Consider the following 14541-nt stretch of genomic DNA (forward strand, 5'->3'; position numbering starts at 1 on the left):
GCGCCCCGGACGAGAGCCCCCAAGAAGAAAAAGGACGCACGCAATGAACCTGCTCGCCTCGATGCGCTACCTCGTCGCACTCAGCGAGCACAAGCATTTCGGCCGCGCCGCGCAGGCCTGCCACATCACGCAGCCGGCCCTGTCCAACGCGCTGCGCGCGCTGGAAGGCGAGTTCGGCGTCGTCATCGTCAAGCGCTCCCGCGTGTACGTGGGCCTCACGCACGAAGGCGAGCGCGTGCTGGCCACGGCGCAGCGCATGCTGCGCGACAACGAGGTGCTGCTGCAGGAGTTGCGCAGCGAGGCCGGCGACCCGCGCGGGCGGCTGCGCATGGCCGCCGTGCCCACCGCGATCCCGATGCTGTCGCGCTTTGCCGCGATGCTGCAGCAGCGCCATCCGGGCATCGTGCCGGCCGTGCTGTCCATGAGTTCGCAGGAGCTGGAAACGGGCCTGGAAAACCTCTCGGTCGATCTCGCCCTGGGCTACACCGAGCGCATGCACCTGCCGGGCGTCAAGCTCAAGGCCTGGCCGCAGAGCATCGAACATTACTTTTTGCTGCGGCGTGCCAAGAAGCCTTCGGCCGACCGGCTGCGCATCGGCCGCCCCATCCCCTGGGCCGAGGCCGGCACGCTGCCGCTGTGCCTGCTCACGCCCGACATGCACAACCGCGCCATCATCGACCAGGCCCTGCGCGAGGCCGGCGTGGCTGCGGTCGCGCCCGCCATCGAGACCAACTCGGTGCTCACGCTCGCGCTGGCCGTGAGCGCGGGCACCGTCAGCAGCGTGCTGCCCGGCGCCATGGTGGCGGCCGTGCGCAGCCACCGCGAACTGGAGGCGCTGCCGCTGGTGGCGCCCGAGGTGCGCACGCCCATCGGCTTCATGACGCAGGAGGGCGTGCGGCCCGCGCGGGCGCTCGATGCGGCGCTGGCCTTTTTGCAGACGCCCGAGTGGCAGGCGCAGGCGCGCCAGCACAGCGGCGCGCTCGACGCCGCGTAGCCCGGTCCACGGGTGCCGACGGCACCTGGATGGTTTACCCTTCGCGCCATCATGAAATCCAAAGCCCAGTTCCGCCTGCGCATCTACCGGGACGACACCATCGCCATCGGCCCCGGCAAGATCGCCGTGCTCGAAGCCGTGGCCGAGACCGGTTCGATCTCGGCGGCGGCCCGCCTGCTCGGCATGTCGTACCGCCGCGCGTGGATGCTGATCGACGAGATGAACCAGACGCTGGCCTCACCGGCCGTGAACACCGCCGCCGGCGGCTCGCGCGGCGGCGGCACGGCGCTCACGCCGGTGGGCGAGGACATCGTGAAGCGCTACCGCGCCATCGAGAACGCCGCGCGCCTCGCGACGGCGGCCGACGTTCGCGCGCTCACGCGCCTGCTCGCGCCATGAACGCCGCCGACATCGACCCCGTCGTCTGCCGCCCGGTCGGCATCGTGCGCAGCCGCTTCACCGAGACCTCGGGCATGCCCATCCAGACGGCCGGCGCACCCGACGAAGTGGGGCGCCTGGAGGTGTTCACCGAGTTCGCGCCGGGGCTGCGCGACATCGAAGGCTTTGATTACCTGATCCTCGTGACACACCTGCACCGCTGCGCGCACGAACGGCTCGAGGTGGTGCCTTTTCTCGACGACGCCACGCACGGCGTGTTCGCCACGCGCGCGCCCGCGCGGCCCAACCGGCTGGGCCTGTCGATCGTGCGGCTCACGGCGGTGGAAGGCACGACGCTGCATTTCAGCGGCAACGACATGATCGACGGCACGCCCGTGCTCGACATCAAGCCCTACGTGCCGCGCTTCGACGTGCGCGAGACCGAGCGCGTGGGCTGGTTCGGCGCGCGGCTCGATCAGCTGCCGCGCACGCGCTCCGACGGGCGGATGGATTGATCGCCATCGCCTGACGCATCGCCGGCCGCGCCCGGCAGCAGGTCGCCCTGCCAGCACGACCACACGTCCTGCGACAGCGTCTCGCGCGCCTGCGGCGGCGCCTCGCGGATCGTGCCCATGCTGATGAAACCCGCCAGGTACTCGCCCGGCTGCACGCCGACCTGTCGCACCAGCGTTTCGTCGAAACAGCGCTCGCCGCTCAGCACGATGGCGCCGTAGCCCAGCTGGTGCGCGGCGGCCAGAAGGTTGCCCAGCGCCGCGCCGGCGCCCAGCCACTGCTCGCGCGCGGGGATCTTGCTGCGCTCGCGCGGCGACACCACGAAGCCCAGCAGCAGCGGCGGGCGCGTGGCGTGCTCGCGGGCGCGCCGCAGGTCGGTGGGGCTGGCGAGCGGATCGCGGCGCAATTTTTCCTGTTCGAAGCACCAGGCCAGCGCCTCGCGGTTCTGCGGGCGGAACTCGATCACGCGCCACGGATGCAGCCCGCCGTGGTCGGGCGCGCGCAGGCCGGCCTGAATGATGGCGTCGAGTTCGTCGGGGTTCGGGCCGGGCGATTGCAGCCGCCGCGGCGAGACCGATCGCCGTGTCAGCAGGACTTCGAGGATGCGTTCCGCACCCGTCATGTGGCGCCACATCGTTGTCATTGCCCGCGCCGGTCGGTCCACGCGGCGCTGCGGCGCAGCACCTCGCCGATGTCCTGCGCGTCGCCCGGCGCCACCAGGAACGACTGGCTCTCGCCGCCCGGCGCGATGATCGACAGCACGAAGCCGCCGGCGTCCAGCGTGCGTTCGATGCGCCATTCGTGCACCTGCGTCACATGGCGAAGCTCGGGCCTGCCGGAGGTCGAGCGGACAACGGTGTCATGAGGGGAAAGGCGCATGGGCGGATGGACAAAGTCTCCAACGCTGTATCCGCCAGTATATGAAGACCGGCGCATCCGTGCATCCCCGTGGGAACCAGAAGGTCGCTCATGTAACAATTGCGCCGTATCTCAATGAACACGACGACCACCTCTTCGCTCATCGCCACCACCGACTGGTCGCCGCTGGTCCTGTCGCTGCAGGTCGCGGCGGTCGCGACCTTGCTGGCGCTGGTCGCGGGCGTGGCGCTGGGCTGGGTGTTCGCGCGCAAGCAGTTCGTCGGCTCGGGCGTGCTCGAGGCCGTGTTCATGCTGCCGCTGGTGCTGCCGCCCACGGTGATCGGCTACGCCATCCTGGTGGCGGCGGGGCGCCGCAGCCCGCTCGGCGCCTGGCTGCGCGAGCACTTCGACTACACCATCATCTTCAGCTGGCACGGCGCCGTGGTGGCGTCCGCCGTGGTGGCGCTGCCGCTGGTGCTCAAGTCGGCCAGCGCGGCGTTCTCGAACGTCGACCGCTCACTCGAAGCCGCCGCCAGCACCCTGCGCCAGTCGCCGTTCTCGGTGTTCCTGCGCGTCACGCTGCCGCTGGCCTGGCCCGGCATCCTGGCCGGCACGTTGCTCGCGTTCGCGCGCGCCATGGGCGAGTTCGGCGCCTCGCTGATGGTGGCCGGCTCCATTCCCAAGCAGACCCAGACCCTGTCGATGGCCATCTACGACGCCGTGCAGGCCGGCCACGACGACCTGGCGCTGCTGCTGGTGGTCGTCACGTCGGTGCTGTCGATTGCCGTGCTGGTCGTGTCGAACCGCTTTTTCTCGCTTCGTTGACCCCCCCTTTTTCCAGGAGACTGTGCCCATGCGTCCGTTGCGTCTTTTGTCCGTCGTGCTTGCCCTGGCCCTGCCGCTTGCGGTCGCCGCGCAGCAGATCACCGTGTCTGCCGCCGCGAGCCTGACCGACGCGTTCAAGGAAATCGGTCCCAAGTTCGAAGCCGCCAAGGCGGGCAGCACCGTGCGCTTCAACTTCGCCGCCTCGGGCGTGCTGCTGCAGCAGATCGGGCAGGGCGCGCCGGTCGACGTGTTCGCCAGCGCCGACCAGGAAACCATGAACCGCGGCAACGACCAGAAGCTCATCGACACCGCCACCCGCAAGGACTTCGTCACCAACAGCCTCGTGCTGGTCGAGCCCGCGCAGGGCGCCGTCGGCCTGAAGTCGCTGCAGGACCTGAGCGGTGCGAACGTGAAGAAGATCGCCGTCGGCAAGACCGCCACCGTTCCGGTCGGCCGCTACACCAAGCAGGTGCTGGACAACGCCAAGCTCTGGACCGTGCTCGAACCCAAGTTCGTGCAGGCCGACAGCGTGCGCCAGGTGCTCGACTACGTGAGCCGCGGCGAGGTCGAGGCTGGCTTCGTGTACCGCACCGACGCGGCCGTGGCCGGCGACAAGGTCAAGGTCGCCTTCACGCCCACCGGCCACACGCCCGTGACGTACCCTATCGCCGTGGTGGCCGAGAGCAAGCAGAAGGCGCTGGCCGGCGACTTCATCGCCTTCCTGTCGACGCCCGCGGCCCAGGAAGTGCTCACGCGCTACGGTTTCGGCAAGCCATGATCGATGTCGATCTGCAGCTCACGGTGAAGGACGGGGCCCGGCGCTTCGACCTCGCCGTGCGCTTCCAGACCGACGTTCCCTTCGCCGCGCTCTACGGCCCTTCGGGGGCCGGCAAGTCGCTCACCCTGCAGGCCATCGCCGGCCTGCTGCATCCGTCGGCGGGCCATGTGCGGCTCGACGGCCGCACGCTGTACGACGCCGCGCAGCGCATCGACGTGCCCGCGCCGGCGCGCCGCATCGGCTACCTGTTCCAGAACTACGCGCTGTTCCCGCACCTCACGGTGCGCGAGAACGTGGCCTTCGGGCTTACCGCGTGGCACCGCCGCACGCTGCCGGCGCGCGATGCCGAGCGCGTGCAGGCGCTGCTGGCCAGCTTCGGCCTCGCCGCGCTGGCCGACAGCCGGCCGCAGAAGCTCTCGGGCGGCCAGCAGCAGCGCGTGGCCCTGGCGCGCGCGCTGGCCTGTGAGCCGCAGGTGCTGCTGCTCGACGAACCCTTTGCCGCGCTCAACCCCATGCTGCGCGCCGAGCTGCGCAACGAGCTCGCGCAGGTGCGCAAGCAATGGGGCATCCCGGTTTTGATGATCACGCACGACATCGAGGACGTGCTGGCGCTGGCCGACGTGGCCTTTGTCTACAAGGACGGGCAGGTGGTGCGCGAGATCGACCTGCACAACGCCGACAGCCGCGACTTCGCGCTGCGGGAGATTGCCGGGGTGCAGGAGGTGGAGGAGACGCCGCTGCGCAGCAAGCTGCGGGGCTTGCTGATGGGTGGCGCGCGCGGCTGATGGCTGTGCACGGCATCGACGCTACAGTCGGGCGATGAAATCAGTCAACGTCTCTTCCGCGCGTTCGAAACCTGCATTTCTGGTGCGAGGCCTGGCGTCCTTGGCTGAAGCTCGTCGCAGCGGTGGGTACGTCGACGCGAACGAGCTGATGCGACGCCTCACGGCGAAGCTCGATCTGGCGGCGAAGCGACAGAAGCCGACGCATCGCTGAGCCCGTCATTTCCATTTTGAATCGCCGCATGTCGCGATTCAATTTGACGCCACGCCCCCACAGGCCAACACTGCCGTCATGAGCGAGCAGAAGATCGAGTTTTACAAGGGCCCCGCCGGTGGCTGGGGTGCGTTGCGCAGCGTGACGAATGCGCTGTTGCGACAGGACATTCCGGTCAAGGGCGCGAAGACGCTGCTCTCGGCCAACCAGCCCGACGGTTTCGACTGCCCGGGCTGCGCCTGGCCCGACCGCAACCACGCCTCGACCTTCGAGTTCTGCGAGAACGGCGTGAAGGCCGTGGCCGCCGAGGCCACCGCGCGCCGCGCGGGCCCGGAGCTGTTCGCGAAGCACACCGTGGCCGAGCTGGCCCAGCAGAGCGATTTCTGGCTCGAAGACCAGGGCCGCCTCACGCACCCCATGGCCTACGACGCGGCCAGCGACAGGTACGTGCCCATCGACTGGGACGACGCCTTCGCGCGCATTGCGAAGCACCTGAAAGCGCTGCCCGATCCGAACCAGGCCATCTTCTACACCTCGGGCCGCGCGAGCAACGAGGCGGCCTTCCTGTACCAGCTGTTCGTGCGCGAGTACGGCACCAACAACTTTCCCGACTGCTCGAACATGTGCCACGAACCCAGCGGCAGCGGCATGCGCCCGCAGCTGGGCGTGGGCAAGGGCACGGTCACGCTCGAAGACTTCGAGAAGGCCGACGCGATCTTCATCTTCGGCCAGAACCCGGGCACCAACCACCCGCGCATGCTCGGCGAGCTGCGCGCGGCCTCCAAGCGCGGCGCGCGCATCGTGAGCTTCAACCCGCTGCGCGAGCGCGGGCTGGAGCGCTTTGCCGATCCGCAAGACAAGCTGGAGATGGCCACGCTGGGCTCCACGCCGATCAGCACGCATTACTTCCAGCTGCGCGTGGGCGGTGACTTCGCGGCGGTGAAGGGGATGATGAAGCACGTCATCGAGCGCGAAGACGAGGCGGTGGCGCGGGGCGAGCCTTCGGTGCTCGACCACGCGTTCATCGCCGAGCACACCCTGGGTTTCGAGGCGCTGGCCGACGACCTGCGCGCCGAATCGTGGCCGCTGCTGGTGCAGGAGTCGGGCCTGAGCGAAGCGCAGATCCGCGCGGCGGCCGATGTGTTCCTGGGCGCGAAGCGCGTCATCGCCTGCTGGGGCATGGGCATCACGCAGCACCAGCATTCGGTGGCCACGATCCAGATGATCGGCAACTGGCTCATGCTGTGCGGCCACATGGGGCGCGAAGGCGCGGGCGCCTGCCCGGTGCGCGGGCACAGCAACGTGCAGGGCGACCGCACCATGGGCATCTGGGAAAAGCCGCCGGCCGCACTGCTCGACCGGCTGCAGCAGGTGTTCGGCTTCGAGCCGCCGCGCCAGAACGGCGTGGACACGGTCGAGGCGATCCAGCTGATGCTCGACGGCAAGGGCAAGGTGTTCTTCGCGCTCGGCGGCAACTTCGCGGCCGCCACGCCCGACACCTACCAGACCTGGAAGGCGCTGCAGCAGTGCGACCTCACGGTGCACGTGACGACCAAGCTCAACCGCAGCCACATCATCCACGGGCGCGAGGCGCTCATCCTGCCGTGCCTGGGCCGCACCGAGATCGACATGCAAGCCAACGGCCCGCAGGGCGTGACGGTCGAAGACTCGATGAGCATGGTGCACATCTCGGTGGGCATCAACCCGCCCGCGTCGGAACTCTTGTTGTCCGAGCCCGCCATCGTCGCGCGCCTTGCTGCAGCCACCATCGGCGCGCGCAGCAAGACGCCGTGGCTCTGGCTGGTGGAAGACTACGCCCGCATCCGCGACAAGATCGAAGCCGTGTTCGACGACTTCAAGGACTTCAACGCACGCGTGGCGCACCCCGGCGGCTTCCGCCTGCGCAACACGGCGAGCGAGCGCGTGTGGGCCACCGCGTCGAAGAAGGCCGTGTTCTTCACGCACGCCGTGCCGCTGGACACGCACGCGCACCGGGCCCGCGCGCGCTTTGCGTCGCAGCGCGACACGCTGGTGTTCACGCTGCTCACCACGCGCTCGCACGACCAGTACAACACCACCATCTACGGCATGGACGACCGCTACCGCGGCGTGTTCGGCCAGCGCCGCGTGGTGTTCATCCACGCCGAGGACATCCGCCAGCTCGGCATGAAGGACGGCGACTGGGTCGACATCCAGACCGTGTGGAGCGACGGGCAGGAGCGTCGTGCCGACCGCTTCAAGCTGGTGGCCTACGACATCCCGCGCGGCAACCTCGCGGCCTACTACCCCGAGACGAACCCGCTGGTGCCGCTGTCGTCGGTGGCCGAGAACGCGGGCACGCCGACCTCCAAGTCGATCCCCGTGGTGCTGTCGCTGCATGTGGCGCCGGTCGCGGCGGAGGCCGACGCTGTGGCGGCATGAGCAGCGAAGCATTCGACGCCGACGCCTTTTCCATCGCGATCCTGCGCGCGCTCGCTGAAGCGCCCGGCGAGGGCGGCATGTCGCTGCCGCGCCTGGGCAAGCGGCTGGGGCAGGGCGCGAGCGTGGTCATGCGCCAGCTCACGCTGATGGGCGATGCCGCGCTGGGCGGCGTGCGCGGACCGGGCTGGGTGCGCGTGGTGCAGCTGGACGATCGCTGGGTCGCGCATCTCACCGACGCCGGGCGCGCGATGCTCGAGCGCCTGCCGGCTGACGAAAAACCCGGCTGAGCGGACAATGGCCGCGGCCATGGAAAACACCCCCGAATCCGACTCGCTGCCACCGCTCGCACGGCATGCCGTGCACGTCTTCGGCGAGCGCGGCCTCGCGCCCGAGGGCGTGGTGCGCGACGACACGCTGGCCGCCGAGGTGCCGGTGGCGCTGGTGTTCAACGGCGTCTCGCACGCGGTGATGATGGCCACGCCGCAAGACCTCGAGGCCTTCGCGCTGGGCTTTGCGCTCAGCGAAGGCATCCTCGACAGCGCCGCCGACTGCCGCGGCATCGACGTGCGAACGGTCGATGCCCTCGATGCGGGCCTGCCCGAGGGCATGCCGGGCATCGAGGTGCAGCTCGAAGTGTCCACGCGCAGCTTCGAACGCCTGAAGGACCGCCGCCGCAGTCTCGCGGGCCGCACCGGCTGCGGCGTGTGCGGCGTCGAAAGCTTCGCGGGGCTCGACCTGTCGCCGCAGCGCGTGCCGCCGCGCGACTGGATCGAACGCATCGACCTCGCCACGGTGCTGCGCGCCTTCGGCGCCATGCCGCCGCGCCAGGTGCTCAATGCCGAAGCCGGCGCGATCCATGCGGCGGCCTGGGCCACGGTCGACGGCGAACTCACCGACCTGATGGAAGACGTCGGCCGCCACAACGCGCTCGACAAGCTGCTCGGCGCGCTGGCGCGCTCGAATCGGCTGCAGGAGCCCGGCTTCGTGCTGATGTCCAGCCGCGGCAGCCACGAGCTGGTGCGCAAGTGCGCGCGCCTGGGCATCGCGGCGATGGCGACCATCTCGGCGCCGACCGCGATGGGCGTGCGCATGGCCGAGCTCAGCGGCCTGCGGTTCTGGGGCCTGTGCCGCGCGCCGCGCGGCGTGCTTTACGCCAACGGGCTCGGTACGCCGAGCGCCAGCACCGCGTCGGCCACGGCCTCGATGCCCTGATCCGAGAGGTCGGTCGCCCCCACGCGCTGGCGATTCGCCCACGCACGAAAGTGCGTCTCCTGCGACTTCTGGTAGTGCGGGTCGTAGTGCAACGACATGAGTTCGGCGAACAGGTGCGGCAGGTCGGCCTCGTGGGCCCACTGCTGCCAGCGCGTCACCGTTTCCTTGCCCTGCAGTTCCTTGAGCACGCCCATCTTCTCGGCGAGCGCCGCGCGGTCGTCGCCCAGGTAGGCGTAGTCGCGCAGCAGGTAGGCCAGCCGCGCCTCGGGCGTGGCCTCCACCTCGATGCACGGCGCGGCGCGCATCTGCGCCACGAGCGACAGCGGCAGCGACAGCCGCCCGATGCGCACGCTCTCGCCCTCGACATACAGCGGGCGCGAGAGGTCGATGGCTTCGAGCACGGTCGCGATGCGTGTCTCGAACTGCTTTTGCGAAGGCTGCGGCACGCCCGGCAGCGCGCCGAGCAGCGAGCCCTTGTGGTTGGCGAAGGCTTCCAGGTCGAGCACCTGCGCGCCGCGTTCGGCCAGCGCGTGCAGCACGCGCGTCTTGGCGCTGCCGGTGGCGCCGCACACCACGCGCAGGTCGAGCTGCGGCGTCAGCGCGTCGAGCTGCGAGATCACGTGCCGGCGAAAGCTCTTGTAGCCGCCTGCGAGCTGCTGCGCGTCCCAGCCCACGAGCCGCAGCCAGGTGACCATCGAGCCGCTGCGCATGCCGCCGCGCCAGCAGTAGACCAGAGGCTTCCACTTCTCGGGCCGGTCGGCCAGCGTGTCGCGCAGGTGCGTCGCGATGTTGGCCGCGACCATGGCACCGCCGATGCGGCGCGCCTCGAAGGCGCCGGTCTGCACGTAGACCGTGCCGACGATGTGGCGCTCCTCGTCGTTGAGCACGGGGCAGTTGATGGCGCCGGGGATGTGGTCGAGCGCGAACTCGGCGGGCGAGCGGGCGTCGATGATCGAATCGAAGGCGTGGCGGTCCGCCACCCGGACGGGCTGGCGATGACTCATGGCTGAAGGGACCTCATGCCGCCATTGTCGGCCACTCAGGCGTAGGCGGGACCTAGGCCTTTTCGCAAGCGAGCACTCGCGAAGTCGACAAAGGTGACCAGCACGAACATCGCGATCAGCACCGTCATCGCCTGCTGCTGCTGGAAGATCGACAGGTGGAAGTACAGCAGTTGGCCCAGCCCGCCGCCGCCCACGAAGCCCAGCACGGCCGCCATGCGGATGTTCATTTCCCAGCGGTAGAGCGTGTAGGCCACCCACTGCGGCAGCACGATCGGCAGGCTGGCGTAGCTGAAGGCGGCGACCGGGCCCGCGCCCGAGAGCGCCAGCGCCTGCTCGGGCTCGCGCGGCGCGTTCTCCAGCGCTTCGGCGAAGAGGCGCCCGAGCACGCCGGTCGTGTGCAGCGACAGCGCCAGCGCGCCCGCGAACGGCCCGATGCCAGCGGCCAGAACCATCAGCGCGGCCCACACCAGCTCGGGCACGCTGCGCAAGAAGTTGAGCACGAAGCGCGCGCCGTGGCGCAGCGGCCCGCCGATGCGCCCCGAGGCCGGCAGCGCGAGCACGGCGCCCGCCACGGCGGCCAGCACAGTGCCCAGCGCCGACACGGCCAGCGTCTGCAGCGCGCCGTGGCCGACCTTGGCCAGGAACTCGGGCGACACGTCGGGCGGGAAGAACTCGGCGATGAACTTGCCCATGAGCCTGAGCGATTCGGCCGAGCCCAGCGCGCCGTAGTCGATGCCCAGGTAGACGAAGCTCGCGATCACCGCTGCGGCGATCAACGCGACGGCGAGCCAGCAGCGCAGGCACAGGGGAGGGCGTGGCGGCAGCGTCGTCATGCCAGGAGCTTTCGCAGCGCGTTGCTGAGCATGTCGGCCAGCAGCACGAGCGCGAGGAACACGAGCAGGATGCTGCTGGCCTCGCCGCCGTTGAGCATCTTCATCGACTGGTCCATCAGCTGCCCGAGGCCGCCCGCGCCCACGAAGCCCATCACCACCGAGGCGCGCACCGCGCATTCCCAGCGGTACACGGTGTACGAGGCCAGCTCCTGCGCCGTGTGCGGCAGCAGGCCGTAGCACAGCGCCGCGAGCCGGCCGCTGCCGCTTTCGAGCAGGGCGCGCGCGGGGCGCGTGTCGGTCGATTCGAGGATCTCGGCGTAGACCTTGCCCAGCATGCCGCCATAGGTGATGGCCAGCGCCAGCACGCCGGCCGCGGGGCCGAGCCCGAGCGCGCGCACGAACAGCAGCGCCCACACGATCTCGGGAATGGCGCGCAGCACCATCAGCAGCCAGCGCGCCGCCTGCCGGACGACGCCGGCCTGCAGCCGGCCAGGGCCGGGTCCGATGCGAGAGATGGAGAGCGCGCGCGTCGTCACGAAGCCCAGCGGCGCGCCGATCAGCAGCGCCATGGCGGTGCCGGCCGTGGCCATGGCCAGGGTCTCTAGCGTGGCCTTGGCGAGCAGCGCGAGAAAGGCCGGCGAGCTGTCGGGCGGAAAGAAGCCCGCAAGAAAGCCGCCGATGACCGTGAGGTTGCCGCTGCCGAACAGCGCCCAGGGCTTGAATTCGGAGAGCGCGAGCACCGGCCAGGCGACGGCCAGCGCGGCGAGCCAGCCGGCCAGCCGGCGGACCGTGTGCGGATCGCGCAGGGCGGGGCGGGCGAGTGTCGCCGTCACGGGCAGTCCGGCCGATGGAAGGCCGGCTCGACCGTGCCGGCCGTGAGGGCGACCGGCCCTTGCGTCGCCACGCCGCCTTCGCTCGCATAGAGCGCCTCAAGCAGCGCCGGCGTCACCTCGGCGGCCGGCAGGTCGAAGGCGACCTGTCCGTCGCGCATGCCCACGATGCGCGGAAACCAGCGCAGTGCCAGATCGACCGCATGCAGCGACGCGACCAGCGTGGCACCGGTCGATTCGCTCTGCGCGACCAGCTGGCCCACGGCCGCATGCGCGAGCGTGGGGTCGAGCGCCGACACCGGCTCGTCCGCCAGCAGCAGCGCGGGGCGCTGGTACAGCACGCGCGCGATGCCCACGCGCTGCAGCTGGCCGCCCGAGAGGCGGTCGCAACGGTCGAACAGCCGGTCTTCGAGCGCGAGCCGGGCCAGCGCCGCATGCGCGCCCGCGATGTCGGACGGATAGAACAGCGAACCCAGCGCGCGCGCCGTCGACCACTGGCCGAGCCGGCCCGCGAGCACGGCCGTGACCACGCGCAGGCGCGGCGCGATCGGCGGCGCCTGGTGCACGGTGCCGATGCGCGCGCGCAGCTGCTTGAGCGCACGCGCCGGCAGCCGCCACGGGTGCTGGCCCAGCGCCTGCACCTGGCCTTCGCCGGGCCGCAGCGCCGCGCCGAGCACGCGCAGCAGCGTGGTCTTGCCCGCGCCCGAGGGCCCGATGACGGCGATGCGCTCGCCGTCGCGCGCGGCCAGCGTCACCCCGGCCAGCGCGCGCTGGCCGTTGGGGTGCACCACGCCCGCGCTGTCGAGCGAAAAACTCATCCGCGCAGTCCGCTCACTTGATGAGGCCGGCCGACTTGCCCGCCGTCTCGATGCCGTCGTAGTTCGACGACTTGGTGGGGATGAACTTGCTCGCGCGCTGCAGCGCCATGATCTCCTTGTGCGCGGGGTTGGCCGGGTCCAGTTTGAGGAAGGCGTCGGTCAGCTTCTTCGTCACGGCGGCGTCCAGGCCCGGGCGCACGGTCCAGTTGTAGTCGTAGTAGGTCGGCGTGGTGGCCAGCACGCGCACCTTGGCGGCGTTGGGGTTCTTGGCCTCGACCAGCTTGTCCCACACCGAGGCGTTGAGCACGCCCGCTTCGGCGCGCGAGGCGGCCACGAAGGCCACGGTGGCGTCGTGCGCGCCCGAGAACGCGACGGTCTTGAAGTCCTTCTCGGGGTTGATGCCGGCCTGCAGCAGGAAGTAGCGCGGCATCAGGCTGCCCGAGGTGGACGAGGGCGCACCGAAGGCGAAGGTCTTGCCCTTCAGGTCGGCCAGCGTCTTGGTGGGGCTGTCGATCGGCACGATGAACTTGCTGGTGAACACCTCGTCTTCCGCGCGCTGCACGATCGGCACCGCGCCGCCGTTGGTGCGGATGCGCGCCTGCACGAAGGTGAAGCCGCCCAGCCAGGCCAGGTCGATCTTGTTGGTGGCCAGGCCCTCGACCACGGCGGCGTAGTCGGTCACGGGCGTGAACTGCACGTCCATGCCGGTTTCCTTCTTCAGGTAGTCGCCCAGCGGCGTGAACTTGCGCTGCAGCTCGGTGGGCGCCTCGTCGGGAATGGCCGACACGCGCAGCACGCCCTGGGCGAAGACGCCCACGGCGGTGAGGGACAGGGCCAGCGCGAGCGCGAGCCGGGACACGGTTTGTTTCGTTTGCATGGTGTGATGACGCGTTCAGTGGAAAAAGAAAAGGGTGTGTCGGGGCACTCGGGCAGACGGCGGTGCAGGCTTCGATAATCGCGGCTTGTTCCATTCGACCGACCTGCCGCCATGATCGAAGCCGCACCTTCCAAGCTCCTGAATCCGTTGGCGCCGCTGCGGCTCACCAGCTTCTCGCATGGGGGCGGCTGCGGCTGCAAGATCGCGCCGGGCGTGCTGTCGCAGATCCTCAAGAACCATGCGGGCGGGCTGATTCCGCCCGAGCTCATGGTCGGCATCGAGACCGCCGACGACGCGGCAGTCTACCGGCTCAACGACGAGCAGGCGCTGATCGCCACCACCGATTTCTTCATGCCCATCGTGGACGACCCCTACGAGTTCGGCCGCATCGCCGCGACCAACGCGATCAGCGACGTCTACGCGATGGGCGGGCGCCCGATCATGGCGCTGGCGCTGGTCGCCATGCCGATCAACCAGCTGCCGGTGGAAGTCATCGCCGAGATCGTGCGCGGTGGGCAGGACGTGTGCCGCGCGGCCGGCATCCCGATTGCGGGCGGCCACACCATCGACTCGGTCGAGCCCATCTACGGGCTGGTCGCGATGGGGCTGGTGCACCCCAAGCGCGTGCGGCGCAATGCCGACGCGCAGGCGGGCGACGTGCTGGTGCTGGGCAAGCCGCTGGGCGTGGGCGTGCTGTCGGCGGCGCTCAAGAAGCAGCAGCTGTCCGAGGCCGGCTACCGCCAGCTGATCGAGAACACGACCAAGCTCAACACGCCCGGCATCGCGCTGTCGGCGCTCGACGGCGTGCATGCGCTGACCGACGTCACCGGCTTCGGCCTGGCCGGCCATGCGCTCGAACTCGCGCGCGGCGCGGGGCTCGCGGCGGTGGTCGAGTGGTCGCGCGTGCCGCTGCTGGACAACGTGATCGCCATGGCCGGCGGCGGGCTGGTCACCGGCGCGTCGGGCCGCAACTGGGCGGGCTACGGCGCCGACGTGCAACTGCACGAGGGCCTGCCGGCCACCGCGCAGGCGCTCATGACCGATCCGCAGACCTCGGGCGGCCTGCTCGTGAGCTGCGCGCCCGAGGCGGTCGAGGCGGTGCTGGAGATCTTCCGCAACGAAGGCTTCGGGCAGGCGGCGGTCATCGGCCGCGTGGAAGCTGGCGCGCCGGGCCTCGTCGTGTTGCCCTGAGCCGGGGCGCCGC

At 70.4% G+C, this 14541-nt stretch carries 18 protein-coding genes; 11 read left to right on the forward strand and 7 right to left on the reverse strand.

Annotated elements, in window-relative coordinates:
- Positions 1–43 precede the first annotated feature (43 nt).
- The 3 genes from AC07Y4_RS26385 to tsaA are packed head-to-tail and all read left to right on the forward strand — an operon-like array spanning position 44 to position 1887.
- Positions 44–994, forward strand: a complete 951-nt coding sequence (locus AC07Y4_RS26385; RefSeq protein WP_493194510.1) for a LysR family transcriptional regulator — start codon at positions 44–46, stop codon at positions 992–994.
- Between the two features lie 51 nt (positions 995–1045).
- Positions 1046–1393 carry a winged helix-turn-helix domain-containing protein gene (locus tag AC07Y4_RS26390; protein ID WP_062478989.1) on the forward strand — a complete coding sequence of 116 codons (348 nt, stop codon included), beginning with the start codon at positions 1046–1048 and terminating at the stop codon, positions 1391–1393.
- Positions 1390–1887 (forward strand): tRNA (N6-threonylcarbamoyladenosine(37)-N6)-methyltransferase TrmO, encoded by a 498-nt coding sequence (gene tsaA / locus AC07Y4_RS26395; RefSeq protein ID WP_495271146.1) that lies wholly within the window; start codon positions 1390–1392, stop codon positions 1885–1887. The genes AC07Y4_RS26390 and tsaA overlap by 4 nt, the downstream gene beginning before the upstream one ends.
- On the opposite strand, the gene AC07Y4_RS26400 is transcribed toward tsaA, so the two are convergent.
- Positions 1848–2507: a nitroreductase family protein gene (locus tag AC07Y4_RS26400; protein WP_495275345.1), complete on the reverse strand. Its 660-nt coding sequence runs from the start codon at positions 2505–2507 to the stop codon at positions 1848–1850. The two genes, tsaA and AC07Y4_RS26400, sit on opposite strands and share 40 nt — an antisense overlap.
- A 17-nt stretch (positions 2508–2524) precedes the next feature.
- Positions 2525–2764, reverse strand: a complete 240-nt coding sequence (locus AC07Y4_RS26405; protein WP_235926764.1) for a hypothetical protein — start codon at positions 2762–2764, stop codon at positions 2525–2527.
- Positions 2765–2878: 114 nt separating this feature from the next.
- Between AC07Y4_RS26405 and modB the strand changes: the two genes are divergently transcribed.
- The 7 genes from modB to fdhD all read left to right on the forward strand — a co-directional run bounded on the left by modB (position 2879) and on the right by fdhD (position 8975).
- On the forward strand, positions 2879–3568 hold the full coding sequence (modB, locus tag AC07Y4_RS26410; RefSeq protein ID WP_062479002.1) for a molybdate ABC transporter permease subunit: 690 nt from the start codon (positions 2879–2881) through the stop codon (positions 3566–3568).
- Between the two features lie 28 nt (positions 3569–3596).
- Positions 3597–4346 (forward strand): molybdate ABC transporter substrate-binding protein, encoded by a 750-nt coding sequence (gene modA / locus AC07Y4_RS26415; RefSeq protein WP_492694116.1) that lies wholly within the window; start codon positions 3597–3599, stop codon positions 4344–4346.
- Positions 4343–5131 carry an ABC transporter ATP-binding protein gene (locus AC07Y4_RS26420; protein ID WP_369644450.1) on the forward strand — a complete coding sequence of 263 codons (789 nt, stop codon included), beginning with the start codon at positions 4343–4345 and terminating at the stop codon, positions 5129–5131. Before modA ends, AC07Y4_RS26420 begins: the two co-directional genes overlap by 4 nt.
- 34 nt (positions 5132–5165) lie before the next feature.
- A complete protein-coding gene (locus AC07Y4_RS26425; RefSeq protein ID WP_492694118.1) occupies positions 5166–5342 on the forward strand; it encodes a hypothetical protein in 177 nt (58 codons plus the stop codon).
- A 78-nt stretch (positions 5343–5420) separates the two neighbouring features.
- Positions 5421–7763 (forward strand): FdhF/YdeP family oxidoreductase, encoded by a 2343-nt coding sequence (locus AC07Y4_RS26430; protein ID WP_495275346.1) that lies wholly within the window; start codon positions 5421–5423, stop codon positions 7761–7763.
- On the forward strand, positions 7760–8050 hold the full coding sequence (locus AC07Y4_RS26435; protein WP_495275347.1) for a hypothetical protein: 291 nt from the start codon (positions 7760–7762) through the stop codon (positions 8048–8050). The genes AC07Y4_RS26430 and AC07Y4_RS26435 overlap by 4 nt, the downstream gene beginning before the upstream one ends.
- A gap of 19 nt (positions 8051–8069) precedes the next feature.
- On the forward strand, positions 8070–8975 hold the full coding sequence (gene fdhD, locus AC07Y4_RS26440; RefSeq protein WP_495275348.1) for a formate dehydrogenase accessory sulfurtransferase FdhD: 906 nt from the start codon (positions 8070–8072) through the stop codon (positions 8973–8975).
- Here the strand turns inward: fdhD and mnmH are convergent.
- From mnmH to AC07Y4_RS26465, 5 genes are read right to left on the reverse strand one after another with little or no spacing between them, the layout of a single operon-like run.
- Positions 8912–9979: a tRNA 2-selenouridine(34) synthase MnmH gene (gene mnmH, locus AC07Y4_RS26445; RefSeq protein WP_495275349.1), complete on the reverse strand. Its 1068-nt coding sequence runs from the start codon at positions 9977–9979 to the stop codon at positions 8912–8914. The two genes, fdhD and mnmH, sit on opposite strands and share 64 nt — an antisense overlap.
- Before the next feature lie 35 nt (positions 9980–10014).
- On the reverse strand, positions 10015–10812 hold the full coding sequence (phnE, locus tag AC07Y4_RS26450) for a phosphonate ABC transporter, permease protein PhnE (protein ID WP_492694126.1): 798 nt from the start codon (positions 10810–10812) through the stop codon (positions 10015–10017).
- Positions 10809–11645 (reverse strand): PhnE/PtxC family ABC transporter permease, encoded by an 837-nt coding sequence (locus AC07Y4_RS26455; protein ID WP_492694128.1) that lies wholly within the window; start codon positions 11643–11645, stop codon positions 10809–10811. Before AC07Y4_RS26455 ends, phnE begins: the two co-directional genes overlap by 4 nt.
- A complete protein-coding gene (locus AC07Y4_RS26460) occupies positions 11642–12460 on the reverse strand; it encodes a phosphonate ABC transporter ATP-binding protein (protein ID WP_492685807.1) in 819 nt (272 codons plus the stop codon). The genes AC07Y4_RS26455 and AC07Y4_RS26460 overlap by 4 nt, the downstream gene beginning before the upstream one ends.
- Before the next feature lie 13 nt (positions 12461–12473).
- On the reverse strand, positions 12474–13337 hold the full coding sequence (locus tag AC07Y4_RS26465; RefSeq protein ID WP_492694130.1) for a putative selenate ABC transporter substrate-binding protein: 864 nt from the start codon (positions 13335–13337) through the stop codon (positions 12474–12476).
- A gap of 111 nt (positions 13338–13448) precedes the next feature.
- On the opposite strand from AC07Y4_RS26465, the gene selD reads away from it, so the two are divergent.
- On the forward strand, positions 13449–14528 hold the full coding sequence (gene selD / locus AC07Y4_RS26470; protein ID WP_062469051.1) for a selenide, water dikinase SelD: 1080 nt from the start codon (positions 13449–13451) through the stop codon (positions 14526–14528).
- The last annotated feature ends 13 nt before the right edge of the window (positions 14529–14541 follow it).

It is taken from the genome of Variovorax sp. GW460-12-1-14-LB1 (assembly GCF_059423605.1).